This window comes from Flavobacterium celericrescens (assembly GCF_011392075.1).
Classification (GTDB): Bacteria; Bacteroidota; Bacteroidia; order Flavobacteriales; family Flavobacteriaceae; genus Flavobacterium; species Flavobacterium celericrescens.
In genome coordinates, this window is sequence record NZ_JAAJBV010000007.1 from 39,508 (window position 1) to 62,799 (window position 23,292).

Consider the following 23,292-nt stretch of genomic DNA (forward strand, 5'->3'; position numbering starts at 1 on the left):
AAATCTATTGAAAGAAAAAATAAAATCTCTTTTAAATTCTCAGCTCGTACAAGTATCTTCTTTTACGTCGATTTCAACATTGATAAAAATAGGAACTACTTTTATTTCAGCTAAAGTTTTGGCGGTTTTTACTGGTCCAGCAGGGATTGCCATGTTGGGACAATTGACAAATTTTATTACAATCTTAATACAAGTTTCTACTGGAGCAACTGGGACAGGAATTGTGAAACTGACGGGTCAATATCAAGAGGATAAGCCACAACTTAAAAAAATTATTGACACCTCGTTTACGTTAAACATCTTGTTTTCGGGTTTAGTTTTATTATTAATTTTTTTATTTCAAAATCAACTTACACTTTTTGTGTTTAATGATTTAAAATATAAATGGTTGTTGTATTTTGTCGCTATTGGAACGCCTTTAATAGCAATAAATAATTTTATTTTATCTGTAATTAGTGGATTGCACCAATTTAAAAAATATGTGGCGATTAATATTTTTTCAAGTATATTAAGCGTAATTCTAACGGTAGGATTAGTTTATTTTTACACTATAGATGGCGCGCTTTTGGCATACATCTTGACGCAAACTCTGATATTTTTCGTGAGTTTATTTTATAGTAAAACCATTCAGTGGAAAGAAACAATTTCTTTTGCAATAGATAAATCGATTACAAAAAAACTAGCTCATTTTTCACTTTATGTTATTGTAAGCGCATTTTGTTTTCCTTTTGCGCAAATCTTAGTTAGAAATTTAATAATCGATACATTAGGAATTGATACTGCAGGAATTTGGGAAGGGACAAATCGTATTTCAAGTATGTATTTGTTGTTGATAACAAGTGCAATTGGAGTTTATTTTTTTCCAAAAATTAGCAACTTAAAAACTATTCAAGATGTTAGTAAAGAATTAAATTTTGCATTCAAAGTATTTGTTGGAGCAACCCTTTTTGCTGGATTTTTACTTTTACTATTAAAAAGTTTTATTATTCCATTAGTACTTTCAAAAGCATTTTTACCTATAAATAACATTTTATATATTCAAGTTATTGGAGATGTTTTTTTAATAGCCAAAATGTTACTTTCCATGGTTTTATTAAGCAGGGATAAAACGAAAGTAATGGTGTTTTTTGAAATTATTTTCACAGCAATTTATATTGTATCCAATTATATTTTGGTTTCAAGTTTTCCCGATTTGACAAATATTATTTGGGCTTATCCAATTTATACATTTTTATATTTCCTAACTTTGTTTTTAACCTACAAGAAAATTGCAAATGTTGTTGAAAATTAAAGCCTTAATCGCAAAAATAATTGTAAATGATTTTACTGGAAAAGTAATAACAACATTATTTTCCAACAAAATTTCATTTCATAATTTGACAATTAATATTTCTAATCCAATAATTAGAAAAAGAATTGGAGCATCATTATATTTCAAAACCTATGAAAGTGCTGAGGTTCGATTCATATCAAAATATTTACAAAATTTTGATGGAAATATTGTCGAATTTGGAGCAAGTATTGGCGTGGTTTCTTCTACATTAGCAAAAGCAAACCCAAAAGCAAAATTGTTTTCTTTTGAAGCAGATTCAAGATTTATACCTGTAATTACTAACAATTTTAAAATTAACAAGATTGATAATGCCAATTGCTTTAATGAAATAATAGGCGCTTCGGGATATGAATTTATTCCGGGTGAAGACAATACAATGGGTAAAATTTCTAAAAGGGATGTAGTTTTAAACAACATGAATTCGCTATCTACTATTTTAGAAAAATATAAAATTCAAGAGTATATTTTGGTTTCAGATATTGAAGGAGCCGAATATTTTGTATTAAGTGAAAATGAATCCGTTTTTAAAAATTGCCCAATGCTAATAATGGAATTACATCCTATACAAATTGAAGATAAATTAATTTCAGTTGAAGATTTAAAAGTAAGAATTCAAGAGCTAGGTTATTCAATTGTTGAGCAATATGGTTCAAATGTTGTAGCGAAAAAAAACTAATAATGAAATTAATCAAAGCAATATTATCTGATATTTTATCTTTTTTTGAAAGGATAATTTCCTATTGCTTTTGGAATTTTAAAGGAGTTAGAATTACAATTTCTTGTCAAGTTTCAAGAAAAGCTATTATTGAGAAAGGTTGTGTTTTTTCTGGACATTCAATCATTACTGAAAATGCTAAAATTGGCACTTTTACTTATGGTTACAATGTAAATATTAATAATGCAGTTGTAGGAAGTTATTGTTCATTAGCACCAGATGTTAAAATAGGTTTAGACGAACATCCATTAGATAAAACTTCAACACACCCACATTTTTATCCTAAAATGGAGCAAAAAAAAGCGGTTATTGGAAATCACGTTTGGTTAGGAGCAAATGCTGTTGTTTTATCTGGAGTAATAATTGAAAATCATAGTGTTATTGCTGCTGGAGCTGTTGTTACTAAAAATGTAAATGAATATGAAATTGTAGGTGGTGTTCCTGCAAAAATCATTGGAAATAGAGATAAAAATGCAACAAAATAAATACATCGTAGTTCATGCAGGTAAGCGAGATGATTACCAAGTGGCTTTAGCATTGCATGAAGCTAATATGTTGTATTGCTTAGTCACTGAAGCCTATTTTCCATTAGATAAAAAGTGGTTTGTATTTTTAACTGATTTTTTAGGTATTCGGTCTAAATTTTATAGAAGATACAAAGAAGGTTTGCCATCATCAAAAGTTTGTATTCCTTGGAAAGCACATTTTTATGAGATGTTGTTTTTGTGGACTAAAAATGTTTCATTTGATAGTAAAAAAGGATATGCTTTAGGCAAATATGCAAGAAAATTAAGCCAAAAATATAATATTCCGATAATAGCCGTAAATACTTGTGCGGCTGATGCTTTTCAAGGAAATTTGATTCAACCAAAAATTCTATTTCAATTTCATCCACAAGCTGATTTTGTTAAAGAATTATTTTTAGAAGAAATTAAATTCAATCCAAAAGCAGAAAAAACATTACGACAAGAATATGAGTTTTCACTTTCAACAGAGCAATTACAACTTCTTTCAAGTGAAGTGAAATTAGCAACAGATTTTCTTTGTGCAAGTTCATTAACTAAAAAATCATTGATGTTCAAAGGTGTATCTGAAGATAAAATTAAAGTGATTCCTTATGGAGTTGATACAGCTAAATTCACTTTTTCGGAAAGAAAACATTCAGAGATTTTTAAAGTGATTTTTATCGGAAGTTTGAACCAACGAAAAGGAATTACTTATTTGTTAGATGCTTTAGCGCAATTGCAAAACATTGAGTTAACCATTGTAACTCGAGGAATTTATGATGAAACGTTGATACAGAATTATAATTTTCCAATACATGTTGTAGTCGATGTACCACACGAAAAATTGCAAGACGAATTACACAAAGCACATTGTTTTGTTTTGCCTTCAATTTTGGAAGGATTTGGCCAAGTGATTCTTGAAGCTATGGCAACCGGAATTCCAGTAATTGCAACGGAAAACACCGCCGCTATTGATATTATTGAAAGCGGCAAAGAAGGTTTTGTAACACCAATTAGAAATGTTCAAGCAATAAAAGAAAATATAGAAAAATTACAAAACGATTTCTCTCTAGTACAAGTAATGGGAAAAGCCGCGCACGAAAAAGCTAAAATATATTCTTGGCAAAAGTTTAGAACCGATTTAGTAACCCATATACAATCACTTTCTAAATGAAGTTATTAGTTGTTACCAATATTCCAACTCCTTATCGCATTGCATTTTTTAATGTATTGCAACAACAACTATTGCTTCAAAATGGAAAATTAAAAGTGTTATATTGTGCTGAAAATGAACCTGATCGTCATTGGAAAATTGATTTTTCAGAACAAAAATTTGAATACGAAATTCTCAAAGGTTTTCATGCAACTGTTGGAGGTTTGTTTCTACATTTTAATCCATCAATTTTAAAAAAAACTGCAGCATTTAATCCAGATTATATTTTATATGCTGGTTCTTGGAATATGCCAACAGTAGTTTTTAGTTTGCTTTTCAATTCGGTTTTCAATACAAAGTACAAGAAGATTTTTTGGAGCGAAGGTCATGATGGAAGTATTTTGCATAAAACAGGAATTGTACCAACCATTAGAAAATTTATTCAGAATAAATTTGATGCTTTTGCGGTTCCAAACGAAAGAAGTAAAAGCTATCTTTTTGAAATATTAGGTTTGAAAAAGAAGCCTATAGTAATTTTACCCAACACGGTTGATGGTGATTTTTTTACCAAACCTGAAACTTGGAACATAGAAAATTCAAAAGAAGTAAAATTAGAATTTAATATTCCGCACAATTCAAAAATCATCATTCAAGTTGCACAAATCGAAGATAGGAAAGGTGTTTTTGAACTTGTATCTTATTGGCAAAAATTGCAACATAAAGAAAATTATCATTTAGTTTTTGTTGGAGAAGGCTCATTAAAAAATAAATTAATAGCAGAAAATCAATCTGAGAATACCATTCATTTCTTAGGAAATCAAACCAAAGAAAATGTTCGAAAGTTATTATTTGCTGCTGATGTTTTTGTATTATTAACCAAAAACGACCCGAATCCACTAACTCTTATTGAAGCTAGTTATGCAAAACTACCGATTCTAACTACAAAATTTGCAGGAAATTGCAATGAAATTGTGCTTGGCGAAAACGGTGTTGTTATGCAGGAAATTAGTTTTGCTACCTTTGAAATTGCTTTCGAAAAAATGAAACAAATTTCAGCAAGTAATCGTGGCGAAATTTCTTTTCAAAATGTAAAACAAAATTTTGATAGCGAGCAAGTTGCTCGTAATTTTATAGAACAATTATACAAAGTTTAATGAGTATTTATTTAGATATAATTTTAGTTGCTTTTCTCTTTATTTATTTGGTAAAAGAGAAGAAATTGAATATTCTAAATTCGTCATTAATTTACTTATTTATTCATGTTTTTTTTGTTACGTTGAGAGGAATTCAAATTTTTTTCTTGGATGCAAAAATCATCTCAAATAAGTGGTATTCAACGTATATTACAATTGATGAAATTGATAAAGCAATATTTTTAGCCGATATTTCATTAGTTGCTTTTTTTATAGGTTTCAATTTTTTTACCGACGGTTTTAGAAAAAAAGGAGCTTTATTAGTAAAGAAATTTCAAAACTATAAAGAAACAAGACAACGCTGGATTGACTATTATTTAATTGCTGTTTTTGTAGCTGGAATAATTGGAATTGTAACCTATCGTTCCATTGCTGACCGAGATATTGATACTGAAGAATTTTCAACATTTTCAAACTTTTTGACTAGTTTAGGAATTATTTCTGCAATTGTTTTATTGTATGAAAAAGGATTTAAAAAGGTATATGTTGCTTATTTTTTCTTGTTAATTGTCTTTTATTCGCTTCAAGGAGAAAATCGATTTAGAGTAGTTTTAGCATTGTTATTTGTGTTAATGTATTACTTAAAAACACTAAATCTTAGAATGCCACCTTGGAAATATTACATTCTGGGATTTGTATTTATTTTATTCAGTTTTCCATTAAAAGAGGTAGGTAAAAACTTTCAAGAAACTGGTAAAATTGATGTTTCAGAAGTGGTTAAAGATTCATTTGAAGAGTTTTCTGAAGGTGAATCTGGAGATATGTCATTTATTGAACAAAGCGCTGGTATGGTTGGTGCTATGGAATTAAAAAACAAGATTTTTTATGGAAGCACTTATCAACCTATTTTCTTTTTCTTTGTGCCAAGAAGTATGTGGGCAGAAAAACCTGCTTTGAACGAATGGCAACATCAAATTTCAATTTCAGGGCGTGATTTTGGCGAAATGGGACAAATCTCATTAATTAGTGGTGAATCGTATGCTAATTTTAGATATTTTGGCGTTTTTATAGTTTCATTTTTAATTGGTAGATGGTATTCATATTTGTACAATAAATATTCAAATTTACCAGCCAAACACAAAGGTTTTTTATTGCTTTTATTGTTCAATATGGTCTTATTTCAAGTGTGGAGAGATGGAATGATTTCATTAATTTTATTCCCATTTTTGAACTACTTACCGATTATGATTTTATATTTTATTAAGAAACCAATTCCTGTAAAATGAAAATACTAATCAATTGTTCAAATTTGCGCGTTGGCGGTGGTTTACAAGTTGCTCATTCTTTTTTGCATGAAATCAAAAGCAACATTGAACACGATTTTTTGGTTGTATTGTCAGAAAATTTGCAGCCGCAAATCAATAAAGATGATTTTGGCCGAAATTTTCAATTTGTAAATTATAGCATCAAGCCATCGGTTGCAAAAACGGTTTTTGGTAGAGACAAAAAATTAGATGATTTAGAGCATATATTTCAGCCAGAAGTTGTTTTTTCTGTATTTGGTCCTACGTATTGGCGCCCTAAAACAAAACATATTTGCGGATTTGCTAAGCCAGATTATATTTACAAAGATTCGCCATACTTTAAACAAATTTCGTTATTTCAAAAAATGAAATTAAGTGCAATGGAGTTTTTTCACATGTCGGATTTTAAAAGAAATAATGATTTGTTGATTACTGAAAATCCAGATGTAACTCGAATTCTTGCCCAAAAAGTACCTCAAAAAGTAGTAACGGTTACCAATTTTTACAATCAAATTTTTGAAGATGAATCACTTTGGGATAAATCAATTCAAATTAATGAATCAAAGGAAACCCTAAAATTGCTAACGATATCAGCAAATTATCCTCATAAAAATTTAGCGATTATTAAAAAAGTAATTCCAGTTTTAAAAAATCAATTTCCGAGTTTTCAATTTAAGTTTTTTCTAACCATAGATAGAAGTGAATTCGGAATTTCTGAAACAGATTCTTTAAATCAAAATATAGAATTTTTGGGAAAAGTTGCAATAAATCAATGTCCAAGCCTATATTCTCAATGTGATTTCTTATTTTTACCAACATTGTTAGAATGTTTCTCAGCATCGTATTGTGAGGCAATGTTTATGCAAAAACCAATTTTAACATCAAACTTATCATTTGCAACAGGAATTTGTGGAAAAGCAGCACAATATTTTAATCCAATGGATGAAAACGATATAGCAAATACAATTTATGAATTAGCTACTAATAATGAATTACAAAATGAAATAAAAGCATTCGGAATCCCCCAATTAAAAACATTTGACTCGTCCCAAATTAGAGCCAAAAAATATATAGAACTAATCACATCAAAAGATGCAATTAAAAGATAAAATATTATTGATTACTGGAGGAACTGGTTCTTTCGGAAATGCAGTTTTGCATAAATTTTTACCTACTGAACACTTTAAAGAAATCCGAATTTTAAGTCGTGATGAGAAAAAGCAAGATGATTTACGAAAAAAAGTAAATAATCCTAAAGTGAAATTTTATATTGGCGATGTTCGTGATATACATAGTATTGACGCTGCTATTAAAGGCGTAGATTATATTTTTCATGCTGCTGCTTTAAAACAAGTGCCTTCATGTGAATTTTTTCCAATGGAAGCCGTAAAAACAAATATCATTGGAACTGATAATGTATTAACAATTGCCGAAAAATATGAAGTTAAAAAAGTAGTTGTTCTCAGTACAGATAAAGCCGCTTATCCAATTAATGCTATGGGAATGTCTAAGGCAATGATGGAAAAAGTAATGGTAGCTAAATCTCGTAATTTAGATGATACCAAAACCATTTTTTGTGGCACACGCTATGGAAATGTAATGGCTTCAAGAGGTTCTGTGATTCCGTTATTTGTAGAACAAATTAAAGCTGGAAAAGCAATTACTATCACCGATCCAAACATGACACGTTTCATGATGACGCTGGAAGATGCAGTTGACTTGGTTTTATACGCTTTCGAAAATGGAAAACAAGGTGATTTATTTGTGCAAAAATCACCAGCTTGTACAATTGAAGTTTTGGCTAAAGCCTTAAATTCATTATACGAATCGAATTCAGAAATTAAAATCATTGGTACACGTCATGGTGAAAAAGTGTATGAAACATTAGTCAATAGAGAAGATATGGTTAAAGCGGAAGATTGTGGAAATTATTTCAGAATCCCAGCGGATAATCGTAATTTGAATTATGAACAATATTTTTCAGAAGGTGAGGTTAAATTAGCCGATTTAGAAGAATATCATTCCAATAATACCGAAATTTTCGATGTTGAAGAAATGAAACAGTTGTTGTTGCAATTGCCTTTAATCAGAAAGGATATTTTAGGAGAAAGTATGAATCAATATTTTGATTTATAATGATTAGAATAGGAATCACAGGTCAAGAAGGTTTCGTTGGCAAACATTTATGCAATACATTAGGTTTATTTCCTGATGAATTTATTCGTGTCGAATTTCAATGTGATTTTTTTGGAAATGATAATGAATTAGACAATTTTGTTTCTCAGTGTGATGTGATTGTGCATTTAGCAGCTATGAATCGCCATGAAAGCCAAGAAGTTATTTATGAAACGAATGTAAATTTGGTTCATAAATTAATTGCTTCTTTAGAAAGAACAAATTCAAAACCACATGTTTTGCTTTCTTCTTCAACTCAAGAAGAGCGTGATAATTTGTACGGAAAATCAAAAAAAGAGGGTAGAGAGCTAGTTGCCAATTGGGCAAAAAAGAATCAAGCTATTTATACAGGTTTAGTCATTCCAAATGTTTTTGGACCTTTTGGAAAACCTTTCTATAATTCAGTTGTAGCCACATTTTGTCATCAAGTTTCGCATAACGAAACTCCAAAAATTGATGTAGATGGTGACTTAAAACTGATTTATGTTGGCGAGTTGGTACAAGAAATTATTAACCAAATTAGAACTAAGAATCATCAGTCAAAACTAGAAATTCAACATACATCTGAAAAGAAAGTTTCTGAAATTTTGGCTTTAGTACAACACTATAAATCAGAATATCAAGATAAAGGAATTATTCCAATAGCAGCATCAACTTTTGAATTAAACTTATTTAATACCTATCGATGTTATATGGATATTGCGAATCATTTTCCAGTGAAATTGACACAACATACAGATGATAGAGGAAGTTTTGTGGAAATTATTCGATTAGATGTTGGTGGACAAGTTTCTTTTTCAACAACCAAACCAAATATTACAAGAGGGAATCACTTTCATACAAGAAAAATTGAACGTTTTGCAGTTATTAAAGGAAAAGCATTAATTCAATTGCGAAAAATTGGAACTAATGAGGTTTTAAATTTTGAATTAAATGGAGACGAACCTGCTTACGTAGATATGCCAATTTGGTACACACATAATATAAAAAATATAGGTGATGACATTTTGTACACCAACTTTTGGATTAATGAATTTTTCAATCCAAATGATACAGATACCTATTTCGAAGAAGTGTAAATTATGAAAAAACTAAAACTTATAACTGTTGTAGGAACACGTCCAGAAATTATTCGTTTATCACGAGTGATGGCAGCTTTTGATGCTTCTGAAGCTATAGAACATACACTTGTTCACACAGGACAAAATTATGATTACGAGTTAAATCAAATATTTTTTGATGATTTAGGTATTCGTAAACCTGATTATTTTTTGGATGCTGCTGGAAAAACAGCTACAGAAACCGTTGGACAAATTTTAATTAAAATCGACCCACTTTTAGATGAAGTCCAACCAGATGCATTCTTAGTTTTGGGCGATACGAACAGTTGTTTGTGTGCTATTCCTGCTAAAAAACGTCAAATTCCAATTTTTCACATGGAAGCTGGAAACCGTTGTTTTGATCAGAGAGTTCCTGAAGAAACCAATCGTAAAATTGTAGATCATATTTCAGATGTGAATTTAACTTATAGCGATATTGCTCGCGAATATTTACTTCGCGAAGGTTTGCCTGCAGATAGAATTATCAAAACGGGTTCGCCAATGTTTGAAGTGCTGCATCATTATTTACCAAATATTCAAGCATCAGATATTCTTTCAACACTTAATTTAGAAAAAGGAAAATACTTTGTAGTATCATCACATCGTGAAGAAAACATCAATAATCTTGATAATTTTAATAGTTTAATTGAAAGTTTAAATCAAATTGCAGAACAATATAAATTGCCAATTATTGTAAGCACCCACCCACGAACTCGTAACATGATTGAAAGTAAGAATGTAAAAGTTCGTGAGGAAGTTCAGTTTTTAAAACCAATGGGATTTAACGATTATAATGCTTTACAAATGAATGCATTTGCGGTTTTATCGGACAGTGGAACCATATCAGAGGAATCTTCAATTTTAAATTTTCCAGCTTTAAATATTCGCCAAGCACACGAACGACCAGAAGCCATGGAAGAAGCATCTGTAATGATGGTCGGACTTTCACCTGAAAGAATCATGCAAGGTTTAGTTCAATTACAAACTCAAAAAACGGGCTTTGAAAGAAATTTCCGCCCAGTTGCCGATTATTCTATGCCAAATGTTTCTGAAAAAATGGTACGAATTATTTTGAGTTATACGGATTATGTGAATCGAGTAGTTTGGAGTAAAAAATAGTGTTCAGTTGTCAGTTTTTAGTGTTCAGTAAAATTGTTAAAAGCCCAAAGTTATACACAAAGTAAAGAATCCATAAAATCCTTTTAATCTGCGTGAAATAAAAATATTTCGTGAAACAAAACAGTAAAATTTTATTTTTAGCATTAGCTTATCCAAAAATTCCAAATTCGAGTAATTTATACACCGATTTAATGGAAGAATTTCGCAATCAAGGTCATGATATTTTTGTTGTGGCGCCAGCTGTGAATGATTCAGAAATTGGATTGATAAACGAAGAAGGGATTTCAGTAATCCGTGTTAAAACGTTGCCTTTGTTGAATGTCAACCCAATTCAAAAAGGAATTGCAAATGTGTTATTGCCTTTTCAATATAAGAAAGCAATTAAAAAGCATTTCAAATCAGAAACATTAGATTTAATCATCATGCCAACACCTCCAATTAGTTTAGTAGATGTGGCAAGTTGGTTAAAAAATAAATATCAATCGAATTTATATTTAATTTTGAGAGATATTTTTCCTCAAAACGCAGTCGATTTGGGTATGATGAAAAAAGGTGGAATGTTATATAATTTCTTCCGAAAAAAAGAGCATTTACTTTATGAATTGGCTGATCAAATTGGCTGTATGTCACAAGGAAATATTGATTATGTGATGCGTCATAATCCAAAAGTAAAAGTTAGAAAATTACATCTATTACCAAATTGGCAAAAAGAAATTCCACAGTTTTCTGGAGACAAAGAAGCTTTAAGAAAGAAATATAGTTTTGATGATAACTTTGTTATTATTTTTGGTGGAAATATTGGGTTGCCTCAAAAGTTAGAAAATATTTTGGCTGTCGCCGAATTATTTCAGCCAGAAGATAAAGTTTTGTTTTTTATTGTTGGACAAGGAACTGAAAAAGCTAAGATTGAAAAATTAATTCAAGAGAAAAACATCCAAAATGTGGTGATTAAAAATTCATTACCACGAGAAGATTATCAAAACATTATCTCGGTGGCCGATTGTGGCTTGATTTCTTTACATGAAAATTTTACCATTCCGAATATTCCATCTAAATCGTTGAGTTATTTCAATGCTAGAATTCCGGTTTTAGCAGCAATTGATAGTAATACAGATTACGGAAAGATTATTCAAGACGAAGTTAAAGCTGGAGTTTGGGCACCATCAAACCAAGCTTATCTAATCAAAGAAAAAATTGATTTATTGCGGGCAAATCCGCAACTTTGTATACAAATGGGTGAGAATGGTTATCAATATTTTGTGAATCATGTGACACCAAAGCATAGTTATGAGATAATTATGAATCAAGTATAAAGAGCCAAGTAAAAAGTAATATGTATTTAAAAATAGTAAAACCAATTTTAGATTTTCTACTTGCCGTGATAGGATTTATTATCTTATTGCCAGTGTTTCTATTGGTTACTGTTTTGTTGTTTTTTGCTAATGAAGGAAAACCTTTTTTCATTCAGCGTCGACCTGGTAAAAATTGTAAAGTATTCAGTATTATCAAGTTCAAAACCATGAATGATAAAAAAGATGCTACGGGAAAATTATTACATGATTCAGAAAGATTGACAGCTGTTGGGAAATTTGTTCGGAAAACTTCTTTAGATGAAATTCCGCAATTATTAAATGTGATAAAAGGAGATATGAGTTTAATAGGACCAAGACCATTACTAACCGATTATGTTCATTTATATAATGCATTTCAAAATCGCCGACATGAAATGAAACCTGGAATTACAGGTTGGGCTCAAGTTAATGGTAGAAATGCAATTTCTTGGGATAAGCGTTTTGAATTGGATGTTTATTATGTTGATCATGTTTCTTTTACATTAGATTTAAAAATCTTATTTTTAACCGCTAAAAAAGTAGTAATTAGCGAAGGAATAAATGCGGAAAACGCCGCTACAATTGAGCCTTTTGAAGGTCAATATTAATTATTTATGTGCCCCCTACATATGAAAAAAATAGCTATTATAGGAGCTGGAGGTTTTGGAAGAGAAGTAAAAATGCTTATTGACCAAATTAATGCAGTTGGAAATAAATACCAATTCATTGGATATTATGATGATGGAAAAGAAAAAGGAACATTAATAAATGGTTTTCCAGTTTTAGGAAAGGTTGCCGATTTGAATAATGTTTCTGAAGAGATTGCTGTAGCTTTGGCATTAGGAAATCCAGCTTACAAAAAGAATGTAGTTGCTCTAATTAACAATTCAAAAATAACATACGAAACGTTGATTCATCCTTCTGTTTTAATTGGGAATGATGCTGTTTCAATTGGAAAAGGAACCGTAATTTGTGCAGGAAATATAATCACATGTAATATTATGATTAAAGATTATGTTACAATTAATTTAGCTTGTACAATAGGGCACGATACTATTTTAGAATCTTATGTGTCTTTGATGCCAGCAGTGAATGTTTCTGGAGAAGTAGTTATTGAAGAGGCTGTTTATGTAGGTACAGGAGCAAAAATAATCAATCAAGTTTCTGTTGGAAAAAACACCACAATTGGTGCTGGAGCTGTGGTTTCTAAATCGCTTCCCGAGAATTGTACAGCTGTTGGAATTCCAGCTAAACCTATAAAATTTCATTCATAATGCAACAAGAAAAAATATGGTTGTCTTCACCACATATGGGTGGCAACGAGCAGAAATTTGTACAGCAAGCCTTTGAAACCAATTGGGTAGCGCCATTGGGACCTAATGTGAATGGATTTGAACAAGATTTAGAATATTATTTGGACCAAAATGTTTTTGTTGGTGCTTTGAGTTCAGGGACTGCAGCGTTACATTTAGGGTTGATTTTATTAGGAGTTAAGGCTGGTGATGAGGTAATCTGTCAATCGATGACTTTTTCGGCATCTGCTAATCCTATTGCTTATTTAGGAGCTACACCAATCTTCATTGACAGCGAAAAAGATACGTGGAACATGTGTCCAATAGCATTAGAACAAGCAATCAAAGATAGAATTTCAAGAGGTAAAAAGCCCAAAGCTATAATTCCTGTTCATTTATATGGAATGCCAGCTAAAATGGATGAGATAAAAGCAATTGCAAATCAGTATGAAATCCCAATTTTAGAAGATAGTGCCGAGGCTTTAGGAAGTTCGTACAAAGGTCAAAAATGTGGAACATTCGGTGATATATCCGTTTTGTCTTTTAATGGGAATAAAATTATAACTACTTCGGGTGGCGGGGCAATTGTTACACATACTAAAGAATTAAAAGATAAGGCAGTTTTCTTATCTACACAAGCTAGAGATAATGCGCCACATTATCAGCATTCTCAAATCGGCTATAATTATCGAATGAGTAATATTTGCGCTGGTATTGGTCGAGGACAAATGGAAGTTTTGAATGCTCATGTAGGATTGCGAAGAAAAATGCATCAATTTTATATGGATTTCTTTTCAACAATAGATTCGGTTAAAGTATTACACGAACCAACGGCTGATTATTATTCTAATCACTGGTTAACGGCTATTGTATTAGAGTCTTATGAGAAAAGAGAAGCTTTGCGATTAGTTTTTGAACAAGCAAATATTGAAACTAGACCATTATGGAAACCAATGCATTTGCAACCTGTTTTTGAAAATTCTCCTTATTATGGAACTTCAGTTTCTGAAGAATTGTTTACTAATGGATTGTGTTTGCCGTCGGGTTCTAATCTTTCTGAAAATGAGCAAAATAGAATTCTTTCAGTGCTTAACTATTTCTTTATGAAGTAATTTGAGATTGCTAATCAAATTTTGTTAAATTTGTCTCCCCAAATTAATTTTAGTGCCACAAAATAAAAGCGAAAATACTTCGTCAATTGCTTCATTTTTAATGAAGAACAAAATTATTCACTTAGGATATCTACCTAGATGGGTTATATTTTCTATTGATATTGCCATTGTTTTATTCGCCAATTTAGTTACTTATTTGATAGTTTCTAATTTGACTTTCAAATATTATGATACAGCTTCAGTTTTTCAGAGAACATTGATTATTGTATTGACACAGGTTTTTTTCTTTTTTTCTTTTAAAACGTATGCCGGAATTATAAGACATTCTACTTTAAATGACGGATTCAATCTTTTCAAAGCAACATTTAGTACTTTTCTAGCTTTAGCGGTATTAAATTATTCTCATTATTATTTTATAGGAACTAAGATTTTTTTAATGCCGGCTTTGCTGTTGATGTTTTTTATTTCCTTTATTTTTTTGTTATCTTTTAGAATAGCGGTAAAAATTATATACCAAATTTATATAGAAGCAAGTCATGCTTCTGGATATCAAAGAGTCGTGATTTATGGAACCGATAATCATGCAATTGCACTAGCAAACGCTTTAAAAGCAGAGCAGCCTAGACGATACAAATTGGTAGGTTTTATTGATAAATACAAGAATAATGTTACTAAAACTATCTTGGATTTGCCTATTGTTTCTCATGATACATCTATTGTTAAAATCTTAGCTGAATTAAATGCTGATAACTTAATAATTGCAGATAAAAATATTCCTAGTAAGTTACAGCTTTTAATTATAGATCAGTGTTTAGAAAACGATATTAAATTATTGACTGTTCCTGTGGTAACTGATTGGAACAATCAAAGACAACTTACAAAGAGCATTAAAACTTTTGAAATACAGGATTTGTTAGATAGAAAACCAATTGTTTTAAATACAGATTTAATTTCTAAGCAAATTCAAAATAAAATTGTTTTAATCACAGGAGCTGCAGGTTCTATAGGAAGCGAAATAGTAAATCAAGTAATTGAATTTAATCCTCAAAAAATCATTGTTGTAGACCAAGCCGAAACACCACTACACCAATTGTGCCTTGATTTAGAAAAGAAAATGAATAAAAGCACTTTTATCCCATATGTTGCAGATGTAAGAGATGAAAAGGTTATGGAACAAATTTTCGAGTTGTATCAACCTCATGTGGTATATCACGCTGCGGCTTATAAGCATGTGCCTTTGATGGAAAGCAATCCGTATCAGGCAATTTATACTAATGTTTTTGGGACAAAAGTGATTGCTGATTTAGCATTGAAATACAAAAGCGATTCTTTTGTAATGGTGTCGACAGATAAAGCGGTAAATCCTAGTAATATTATGGGAGCTAGTAAGCGAATTGCAGAGCAATATGTACAGGCGTTAGCGTTTGAAGTTGAAAATAGTGCTATCTACAATACAAAATTTATTACTACCCGCTTTGGAAATGTATTAGGTTCAAATGGTTCAGTTGTGCCGTTATTTACAAAACAAATTGAAGCTGGAGGGCCAATTACAATTACACATCCTGATATTATTCGATATTTTATGACCATTCCCGAAGCTTGTCAATTGGTTTTAGAAGCGGGCTCTATGGGTAATGGTGGTGAAATTTATATTTTTGATATGGGTAAGCCAGTAAAAATTATTGATTTGGCTCATAAAATGATTCGATTGGCTGGTTTTGTTCCTGAAAAAGATATTCAAGTTGCAATTGTTGGTTTACGCCCAGGTGAAAAGTTATTTGAGGAATTATTGAATGACTCTTCTAAAACTCAACCAACACATCATGAAAAAATAATGATAGCAAAGGAAGAGAGTACGCAAGAGTTCAAAGAAATTAAAATAGCTATTAACCGATTGGTGCAAGAAGCATCAGGTTTGACAACTCTAGAAATTGTAAAGCAAATGAAAGTGCTTGTGCCTGAATTTAAAAGTAATAATTCTGAATTTACAGATTTAGACAGTTAAAAGAGCTATAATTCATGAAAGAAATTATATTTGTAAAAAAATCCCCTATGAAAGCAATTTATCGATTAGCTACATTTTTGTTACTTGCTGTGCTACTACAGTCTTGTTCTTCGTCTAAAAATATTGCTTATTTTCAAGATACAATTGCTAGTTCGGCTGCACAAAAGTTTGAACCTGTTCTACAACCAGACGATGTTTTGAATATTGTGATTTCTTCTGAAAATCCTGAAATTGCTGCACCATACAATTTAAAAACAGTTGTTTTTCAAGGGAATACAGAAAGTAGTGTGGCACAAGAACGTCTGCAAACGTATCTAATTGACCAGACAGGTTTTATAGAATTGCCTATGGTTGGCAAGGTAAAATTAGCTGGTCTAACCAGAACAGAAGCAGTTAATGAACTTAAAAAAGTATTAACAGACCATATCAAAGATCCTATAATTAATTTAAGAATTGTAAATTTTAAAGTCTCTATTTTAGGTGAAGTTGCTAAACCTGGGGTTTACACGATTCAAAGTGAGCGCGTTACTTTGGTTGAAGCTTTGGCTTTAGCGGGAGATTTAACTATTTATGGTAAACGAAATGATATTCTTTTAATCCGAGAAAAAGAAGGTGTAAAAACCATGCAACGCATTGATATCACGAAATCGGAATTTATTAATTCTCCGTATTATTATTTAACTCAAAACGATGTAGTTTATATTGAGCCTAATAAAACTAGAGTTAATTCATCTGTAATTGGACCTAATATAGCTGTTGGGATTTCGGCATTGTCATTAGTGGTTACTATATTAGCCTTAACAATAAAATAATAAGATGTATCAGTATAGCAATTCAATAGAAGATAGTTCGGAGAAAAGTTTTAATCTTCGTGAACAAATTGAAGGATATTTAAGCTATTGGAAATGGTTTGTTGTTGGCGTTGCCATTACGATTTCTGTGGCTTTTATTTATTTGCGTTATGCTGTTCCGTTGTATAGTGCTAGTTCCACTATTTTAGTTAAGGATGAACGAAAAGGTGGTTTGGCTTCAGAATTGTCTGCGTTTTCAGATTTAGGAATGCTAAAAAATGTAAAAAGTAATGTAGATAACGAAATAGAAGTTATTAAATCTAGAACGCTTGTTGAAAAAACAGTTAAAGATTTAGGGTTGAATATTTCCTACATTAACGAAGGAAGAATCAAAGATGGTGAAATTTATAAAGATTCTCCAATTGTGGTTTTCTTTTCTAATCAAAACGAGCAATTTTATAAAGAAAGCCATAAACTTAGAGTTGTTGCTGCTTCAGCTTCTACGTATACATTGTATGATGAAACAGGCAATAAAAGAGGTGTTTTTAAATATGGTGAAACTATTAAATATAAATCTGGAACTTGTAGTATTTTAAAAAACAATTTAGAGCCAGAGAAGAATAAAACCGAATTTTCTATTCGAATTGAAATCCAACCTGTTTTACAAGTTGCTGAAAGCTATAAAGCCCGATTAAAGGTAATGGCTTTGAGTAAAAACACTAGTGTTATAGAGTTGTCGTTTGTAGATCCAGTGTTGTATAGAGCGGAGGATTTTTTAGACGCATTAGTTCGAAATTACAATCAAGATGCTATTGATGATAAAAACTTTATTTCTGAAAATACTTCAAAGTTTATCGAGCAGCGATTGAAATTAATTTCTCAAGAATTAGAAGGTGTTGAAAAAGACGCGGAAGAATTTAAGAAAACGAATAAAGTAACTGACATAACTTCAGAAGCAGGGTTGTTTTTAGAAAATGCAAGTGAGTTTGAAAAACGTGAAATTGAAACAGAAACCCAATTGAAAGTAGTAAACACAATGTTGGACTACATGAAAAACACCACAAATGAGAATTTAATTCCAGCCAATATTTTAACTTCAGATGTAAATGCAGTGGGATTAATTGATCAATACAATCAATTGGTTCTTGAACGCAACCGAATATTAAAAACTGCGGGACCAAAAAATAGCATGGTATTAGCAGTTGATAAAAAAATTGCGTCATTAAAAAGTAATGTTTCTTCTAGTTTGAATCAATTAAAAGCATCCTTGCAAATTAAGAAGAACGATTTAGCGCGTCAAAATGCTATAGTGGATGGTCGAATTTCTCAAATACCTACACAAGAAAAAGAATTTAGAATTATTGCTAGACAACAACAAGTTAAAGAAGCACTGTATCTATATTTATTAGAAAAAAGGGAAGAAACAGCTATTTCGTTAGCGGTTACAGAGCCTAATGCAAAAGTAATTGATCAAGCACATGCAGCATTAAGTCCTGTTTCGCCTAATAGAAAAGTGGTTTATATTGTATCACTTTTCTTAGGATTATTTATTCCCTTTGCAATTATTTATTTGATTCGATTATTTGATACCAAAGTAAAATCACGATTGGATATTGAAAAAGCAACAACAATGCCTTTTATTGGTGATGTGCCAAAATCGGAAACTTCGGAACAAATTATTAGTACCAATAGCAGAACAAGTACAGCTGAAGCGCTACGAATTGTGCGTACTAATTTAGAGTTTTTATTGAATGAAGTGCCAGAAGGAGTTGCCAAAACTATTTTCTTAACATCAACATTTCCAAAAGAAGGAAAAACATTTATTTCGGTAAACTTGGCGTCAACTATTGCGTTGTCTGATAAGAAAGTGCTGTTAGTTGGATTAGATATTAGAAATCCTAAATTAGAAGAGTATTTAGTAGTTCCAAAAGTAGGAATAACTAATTATTTAGCTTCTAAAGAATATACAAATATTGAAGATTTTATTACTAAAGTTGATGGTTTCTCAAATTTTTATGCGTTGCCAGCGGGTGTTATTCCTCCTAATCCAGCTGAGTTATTGATGGGTAAAAAAGTAGGGGAGTTATTTGAGAAATTAAAACAAGATTATGATTACATTATCGTTGATACAGCTCCTGTAAGTTTGGTAACGGACACATTGTTAATTGCAAAATATGCCGACACATTTATTTATGTAACTCGTGCCAATTATTTAGACAAACGTATGTTGTCGTTGCCAGAAAAATTATACCAAGAAAAGAAATTACCTAATATGTCAATCTTGATCAATGATACTGATTCTACCAAAGGGTATGGCTATGGCTATGGATACGGTTATGGCTATGGTTTAGATGAAAAACCAGCGTCAGCTTGGAAGAGATTGTTTAAGAAATAGTTACTTAAAAAACACATTTTTAGCAATTGTTTCTTCTAGTATTTGATTGTTTTTGATGATTAATTTGTTTTGAAATGCTGCTACGTGGTTTTTGTGATGAAAATCGGAACCCACAAAGTCGTATAGTTTTTCTTTTAGTAAATAATCAGCAATTTCTGAGGCATTTTTACCATAATAACCTACTGTGGCAAGTAAATTTAATTGAAATAAGCAACCCGCTTTTTTCAGTTTAGCAAACTCTTTTTTATTAGAATGGAAATAGGTGTATCGTTCTGGGTGTGCTAAAACCAATTGATATCCTTTTAATTGCAATTCAAATAGAAAATCATACAATTGAATGGGTGCATTCAAATATGACATTTCAATTAAAATGAAATTGTCTTTTAATGTTAATAGTTTTTCTTGTTGTATTTGCTGCATTAAATTTTCGTCTAAAAAATATTCTGAAGCATACTGTAAATCAACTTGTTTGGTTAAACTTGGTAGCTCTGTTTGCGTTTTTTGATGAGCAGCTATTATAGTGTTTGTTGTGTTATCCCATACGTTTTTCATTGTATGAGGTGTAGTAATCACTTTTGAAAAACCATAACTTATCATTGATTCTAATAAAAATTTAGAATCTTCTATTTGTTGTGCACCATCATCAATTCCGGGTAATATATGGGAATGAATGTCCACATAATTTGTAGGAATTAGTTCAGAAAGTTTAGGTTTTGTCTTGAAAAAGGATAACATGATTGGGAATTTGATGCAAAGATAGTTTTTTTTATGAAGTTCAATATCTGAATAAGAAGTTGTGCTATTATATTCTTACGGTATATAGTTTATATATAGTATCAGTGCTATATCAGTGCTATATTAGTGCTGTATCTATGCTTTATTGTGCTTTTTGACTAACTTTAAAATGCTTGTATTTAGGCTTGTTATTTATTTTATAACTATAATTTTGAATTTTTTGTATAGAATTTGCGTTATTTCTTGAATTAATTTGTCTTCTGTTTAAAATAGTGTATTTTTGATATGGTAAAAATGAAAGTCCCTGAATACATGAATAAAACCGAATTTTCAGACGAAGAATGGTTGTTTGAGATTGCTCCTAAAAACAATTTTTTTTCACTAAATCTTAAAGAGGTTTGGCGTTATAGAGATTTACTTATGCTGTTTGTAAAGCGTGATATTGTAACGGTATACAAGCAAACTATTTTAGGTCCTCTTTGGTACTTAATACAACCCTTATTTACTTCTATAATATTTACAATTATTTTTAATAATGTAGCCGGAATTAAAACGGGAGAAACACCAGCTTTCTTATTTAATTTAGGTGGTGTTATGGTGTGGAATTATTTTACTTCTTGTTTAAATGATACCTCTGATACTTTTAAGAAAAATGCTTCGATATTTGGAAAAGTATATTTTCCAAGGCTTATTGTTCCATTATCAATTGTGATTTCTAATTTGGTAAAATTTGGTATACAGTTTTTAATTTTCATTGCCTTTTATATCTATTACTTTATGATTGGTAAAGTAACTTTCCAATTCACAACAGCAACTTTATTTTTCCCAATATTAGTAGCTATTATGGGAATTCTTGGCTTAGGCTTAGGGATGATTATTTCTTCATTGGTTACAAAATATCGCGATTTAAGTTTTTTGGTTGGATTTGGAGTGCAACTCTTAATGTATGTATCTGCTGTGATGTATCCAATGGTATTATTAAAAGAAAAGTTACCCACTTTTGGATGGTTAATTGAATATAATCCTTTAGCTTATGTAATTGAAACAGCGCGTTATATGTTATTAAACGAAGGAAGTATTTCTGTTTCAGGATTGCTTTATACTGTTGTAGTAACAATTGTTGTGTTTTTTGTAGGATTATTGATTTTTAATAAAACAGAAAAGAGTTTTATTGATACGGTTTAGAGTGAGGAGTGAGAGGTGAGGAGTTAAATTTGGGAGATAATAAAGAATAGTAATTTGTAAATAAAAAGATGAATCACAAAGATTTAGATGTTTGGAAAAAAAGTATGGATTTGGTTGAAGCCATTTATGCTTTATCTAAGTTTTTTCCTGATGATGAAAAGTTTGGACTTACAAATCAGATTAGAAGAGCATCGGTTTCTGTTCCTTCAAATATTTCTGAAGGTGCCGCAAGAAAAAGCGATAAAGAGTTCATACAATTTCTTTATATTGCTTTAGGATCTTTGTCAGAATTGGAAACACAATACTTGATAGCTGTTCGTTTAAAATACATAATTGAGAATAAAGAAATTGAAAATAAAATTAATGAAGTAAAGAAGATGATAGTTGGATTACGAAATTATTTATTGAAAAAATAATTTTTACAATTCACTTCTCACCATTCACTTCTCACCATTTTTAGGATGAAAGATATCATATTAAGAGCCGAAAACATTTCTAAACAATATCGTTTAGGTACTGTGGGTACTGGTACATTGAGTCATGATTTGAATCGATGGTGGCATGCCATTCGTGGTAAAGAAGATCCTTATTTAAAAGTAGGCGAAACCAATGATCGAAGTGCAAAAGGGAATAGCGAATATGTTTGGGCTTTGCAGGACATTAATTTTGAAGTTGCTAAAGGAGAGGTTTTAGGAATTATTGGAAAAAATGGAGCTGGAAAATCAACGTTATTAAAAATATTATCAAAAGTTACCGCACCTACTACAGGTGTAATTAAATCTAGAGGAAGAATTGCTTCTTTGTTGGAAGTAGGAACTGGTTTTAATCCTGAATTGACTGGAAGAGAAAATATTTATTTGAATGGCGCTATTTTAGGGATGACCAAAAAAGAAATCACTTCAAAATTAGATGAAATAGTAGCTTTTAGTGGTTGTGAACGTTATATTGATACGCCAACAAAGCGTTACAGCAGTGGAATGACTGTTCGATTAGCTTTTGCTGTAGCCGCTTTTTTAGAACCCGAAATCTTAGTTGTAGATGAGGTATTAGCCGTTGGAGATGCTGAGTTTCAAAAGAAAGCCATTGGTAAAATGCAAGACATTTCTAAAAGCGAAGGTAGAACGGTTTTATTTGTGAGTCATAATATGGCGGCGGTAAGAAGTTTGTGTACCAAAGGAATGTTGATAGAACATGGAAAAACTGTTTTTTTTGGTGATATTGATGAAACGATTGATTTGTATTTAAAAAGTAGTATTTTTTCCTTCAACAGCAATAATTATATTGAATTTGAAGAGAAAGAAAATATGCCAATTCAAATTTCAAAGTTTGAGGTTAGCTCTTTGAATTCTAGAGGGGAGCGTTCTAATTCTAGTGGAGTATTGATGGGCGATATTCTTGAATTTTCAATTTTTGTTTTAGCTAAACAGGCTTACAGCAATTTAAAAGCAAGTGTTATTATTTCTACTGCCAGTGGTACTCGAATAGCAGCAATAAGATCGAATGAAATTACGGATATAGTATATGAAACAAATGGAGATTTTGTTTTTAAAGCTACTGCTTCTGATTTAAAATTAATGCCTGGTGATTATGTAGTTACTATAGCATTGGCAGAGAATAATACTACTATAGCAATTAAAGAAGAATGTATCGGCTTTAGTATTGTGCCTACAGATGTTTATGGAACGGGAAGAATTCCAAAAGGAAATTTATATGTTTATTCTGAAGCAAAATGGGAATTAAATCAAAAATAAAATATTGGTTATCTGTAAAATTGAAGCGTGTGCTGGACTATGAAAAACTTCCTGTACTAATTCAATCTAACACTTCCGTTGAGGTAGGTAGAGATAGTTTTCATAATGGTAAATTTGAGATTCGAGGTATAGGAAAAATTCTAATTGGCTCGTTTTG

At 30.8% G+C, this 23,292-nt stretch carries 21 protein-coding genes; 20 read left to right on the top strand and 1 reads right to left on the bottom strand.

The features are described 5' to 3' along the window. Positions 1-7 precede the first annotated feature (7 nt). From G4L40_RS09950 to G4L40_RS10030, 17 genes are all read left to right on the top strand, one after another. The gene (locus tag G4L40_RS09950) at positions 8-1,291 is read left to right on the top strand and encodes an O-antigen translocase (RefSeq protein WP_262886067.1); all 1,284 of its coding nucleotides are present in this window, start codon (positions 8-10) and stop codon (positions 1,289-1,291) included. Beyond that, positions 1,275-2,009, top strand: a complete 735-nt coding sequence (locus tag G4L40_RS09955; protein ID WP_166237046.1) for an FkbM family methyltransferase — start codon at positions 1,275-1,277, stop codon at positions 2,007-2,009. Before G4L40_RS09950 ends, G4L40_RS09955 begins: the two co-directional genes overlap by 17 nt. A 2-nt stretch (positions 2,010-2,011) precedes the next feature. Then, positions 2,012-2,533 (top strand): CatB-related O-acetyltransferase, encoded by a 522-nt coding sequence (locus G4L40_RS09960; RefSeq protein WP_166237047.1) that lies wholly within the window; start codon positions 2,012-2,014, stop codon positions 2,531-2,533. Further along, positions 2,520-3,728: a glycosyltransferase family 4 protein gene (locus tag G4L40_RS09965; RefSeq protein WP_166237048.1), complete on the top strand. Its 1,209-nt coding sequence runs from the start codon at positions 2,520-2,522 to the stop codon at positions 3,726-3,728. The genes G4L40_RS09960 and G4L40_RS09965 overlap by 14 nt, the downstream gene beginning before the upstream one ends. Next, positions 3,725-4,861 (top strand): glycosyltransferase family 4 protein, encoded by a 1,137-nt coding sequence (locus G4L40_RS09970; protein WP_166237049.1) that lies wholly within the window; start codon positions 3,725-3,727, stop codon positions 4,859-4,861. The genes G4L40_RS09965 and G4L40_RS09970 overlap by 4 nt, the downstream gene beginning before the upstream one ends. Beyond that, positions 4,861-6,126, top strand: coding sequence for an O-antigen polysaccharide polymerase Wzy (wzy, locus tag G4L40_RS09975; RefSeq protein ID WP_166237050.1), 1,266 nt, complete (start codon positions 4,861-4,863; stop codon positions 6,124-6,126). Before G4L40_RS09970 ends, wzy begins: the two co-directional genes overlap by 1 nt. After that, entirely contained in the window at positions 6,123-7,253 is a 1,131-nt protein-coding gene (locus tag G4L40_RS09980) for a glycosyltransferase (protein WP_166237051.1), read from the top strand. Before wzy ends, G4L40_RS09980 begins: the two co-directional genes overlap by 4 nt. After that, positions 7,237-8,280: a polysaccharide biosynthesis protein gene (locus tag G4L40_RS09985; RefSeq protein ID WP_166237052.1), complete on the top strand. Its 1,044-nt coding sequence runs from the start codon at positions 7,237-7,239 to the stop codon at positions 8,278-8,280. Before G4L40_RS09980 ends, G4L40_RS09985 begins: the two co-directional genes overlap by 17 nt. Then, complete coding sequence (locus G4L40_RS09990) at positions 8,280-9,398, top strand: polysaccharide biosynthesis C-terminal domain-containing protein (protein ID WP_166237053.1); 1,119 nt, start codon at positions 8,280-8,282, stop codon at positions 9,396-9,398. Before G4L40_RS09985 ends, G4L40_RS09990 begins: the two co-directional genes overlap by 1 nt. Before the next feature lie 3 nt (positions 9,399-9,401). Continuing rightward, complete coding sequence (gene wecB / locus G4L40_RS09995) at positions 9,402-10,538, top strand: non-hydrolyzing UDP-N-acetylglucosamine 2-epimerase (protein ID WP_166237054.1); 1,137 nt, start codon at positions 9,402-9,404, stop codon at positions 10,536-10,538. 110 nt (positions 10,539-10,648) lie between these two features. Then, on the top strand, positions 10,649-11,851 hold the full coding sequence (locus G4L40_RS13145) for a glycosyltransferase family 4 protein (RefSeq protein ID WP_166237055.1): 1,203 nt from the start codon (positions 10,649-10,651) through the stop codon (positions 11,849-11,851). Positions 11,852-11,871: 20 nt separating this feature from the next. Then, entirely contained in the window at positions 11,872-12,477 is a 606-nt protein-coding gene (locus G4L40_RS10005; protein ID WP_166237056.1) for a sugar transferase, read from the top strand. A 21-nt stretch (positions 12,478-12,498) separates the two neighbouring features. Then, positions 12,499-13,143, top strand: a complete 645-nt coding sequence (locus G4L40_RS10010; protein WP_166237057.1) for an acetyltransferase — start codon at positions 12,499-12,501, stop codon at positions 13,141-13,143. After that, complete coding sequence (locus tag G4L40_RS10015) at positions 13,143-14,273, top strand: aminotransferase class I/II-fold pyridoxal phosphate-dependent enzyme (RefSeq protein ID WP_166237058.1); 1,131 nt, start codon at positions 13,143-13,145, stop codon at positions 14,271-14,273. The genes G4L40_RS10010 and G4L40_RS10015 overlap by 1 nt, the downstream gene beginning before the upstream one ends. 100 nt (positions 14,274-14,373) lie before the next feature. Next, complete coding sequence (locus tag G4L40_RS10020) at positions 14,374-16,278, top strand: polysaccharide biosynthesis protein (protein ID WP_166237059.1); 1,905 nt, start codon at positions 14,374-14,376, stop codon at positions 16,276-16,278. 47 nt (positions 16,279-16,325) lie between these two features. Beyond that, positions 16,326-17,090: a polysaccharide biosynthesis/export family protein gene (locus tag G4L40_RS10025; RefSeq protein WP_166237060.1), complete on the top strand. Its 765-nt coding sequence runs from the start codon at positions 16,326-16,328 to the stop codon at positions 17,088-17,090. 4 nt (positions 17,091-17,094) lie between these two features. Continuing rightward, positions 17,095-19,464, top strand: coding sequence for a GumC family protein (locus tag G4L40_RS10030; RefSeq protein WP_166237061.1), 2,370 nt, complete (start codon positions 17,095-17,097; stop codon positions 19,462-19,464). On the opposite strand, the gene G4L40_RS10035 is transcribed toward G4L40_RS10030, so the two are convergent. Beyond that, the gene (locus G4L40_RS10035; protein WP_166237062.1) at positions 19,465-20,199 is read right to left on the bottom strand and encodes a tyrosine-protein phosphatase; all 735 of its coding nucleotides are present in this window, start codon (positions 20,197-20,199) and stop codon (positions 19,465-19,467) included. It abuts the gene before it with no gap. A 294-nt stretch (positions 20,200-20,493) separates the two neighbouring features. On the opposite strand from G4L40_RS10035, the gene G4L40_RS10040 reads away from it, so the two are divergent. The 3 genes from G4L40_RS10040 (at position 20,494) to G4L40_RS10050 (ending at position 23,135) form a co-directional block, all read left to right on the top strand. Beyond that, positions 20,494-21,384 carry an ABC transporter permease gene (locus G4L40_RS10040; protein ID WP_394367769.1) on the top strand — a complete coding sequence of 297 codons (891 nt, stop codon included), beginning with the start codon at positions 20,494-20,496 and terminating at the stop codon, positions 21,382-21,384. Positions 21,385-21,452: 68 nt separating this feature from the next. Further along, a complete protein-coding gene (locus tag G4L40_RS10045) occupies positions 21,453-21,800 on the top strand; it encodes a four helix bundle protein (protein WP_166237063.1) in 348 nt (115 codons plus the stop codon). Between the two features lie 45 nt (positions 21,801-21,845). Then, positions 21,846-23,135: an ABC transporter ATP-binding protein gene (locus G4L40_RS10050; RefSeq protein ID WP_166237064.1), complete on the top strand. Its 1,290-nt coding sequence runs from the start codon at positions 21,846-21,848 to the stop codon at positions 23,133-23,135. Positions 23,136-23,292 lie beyond the last annotated feature (157 nt).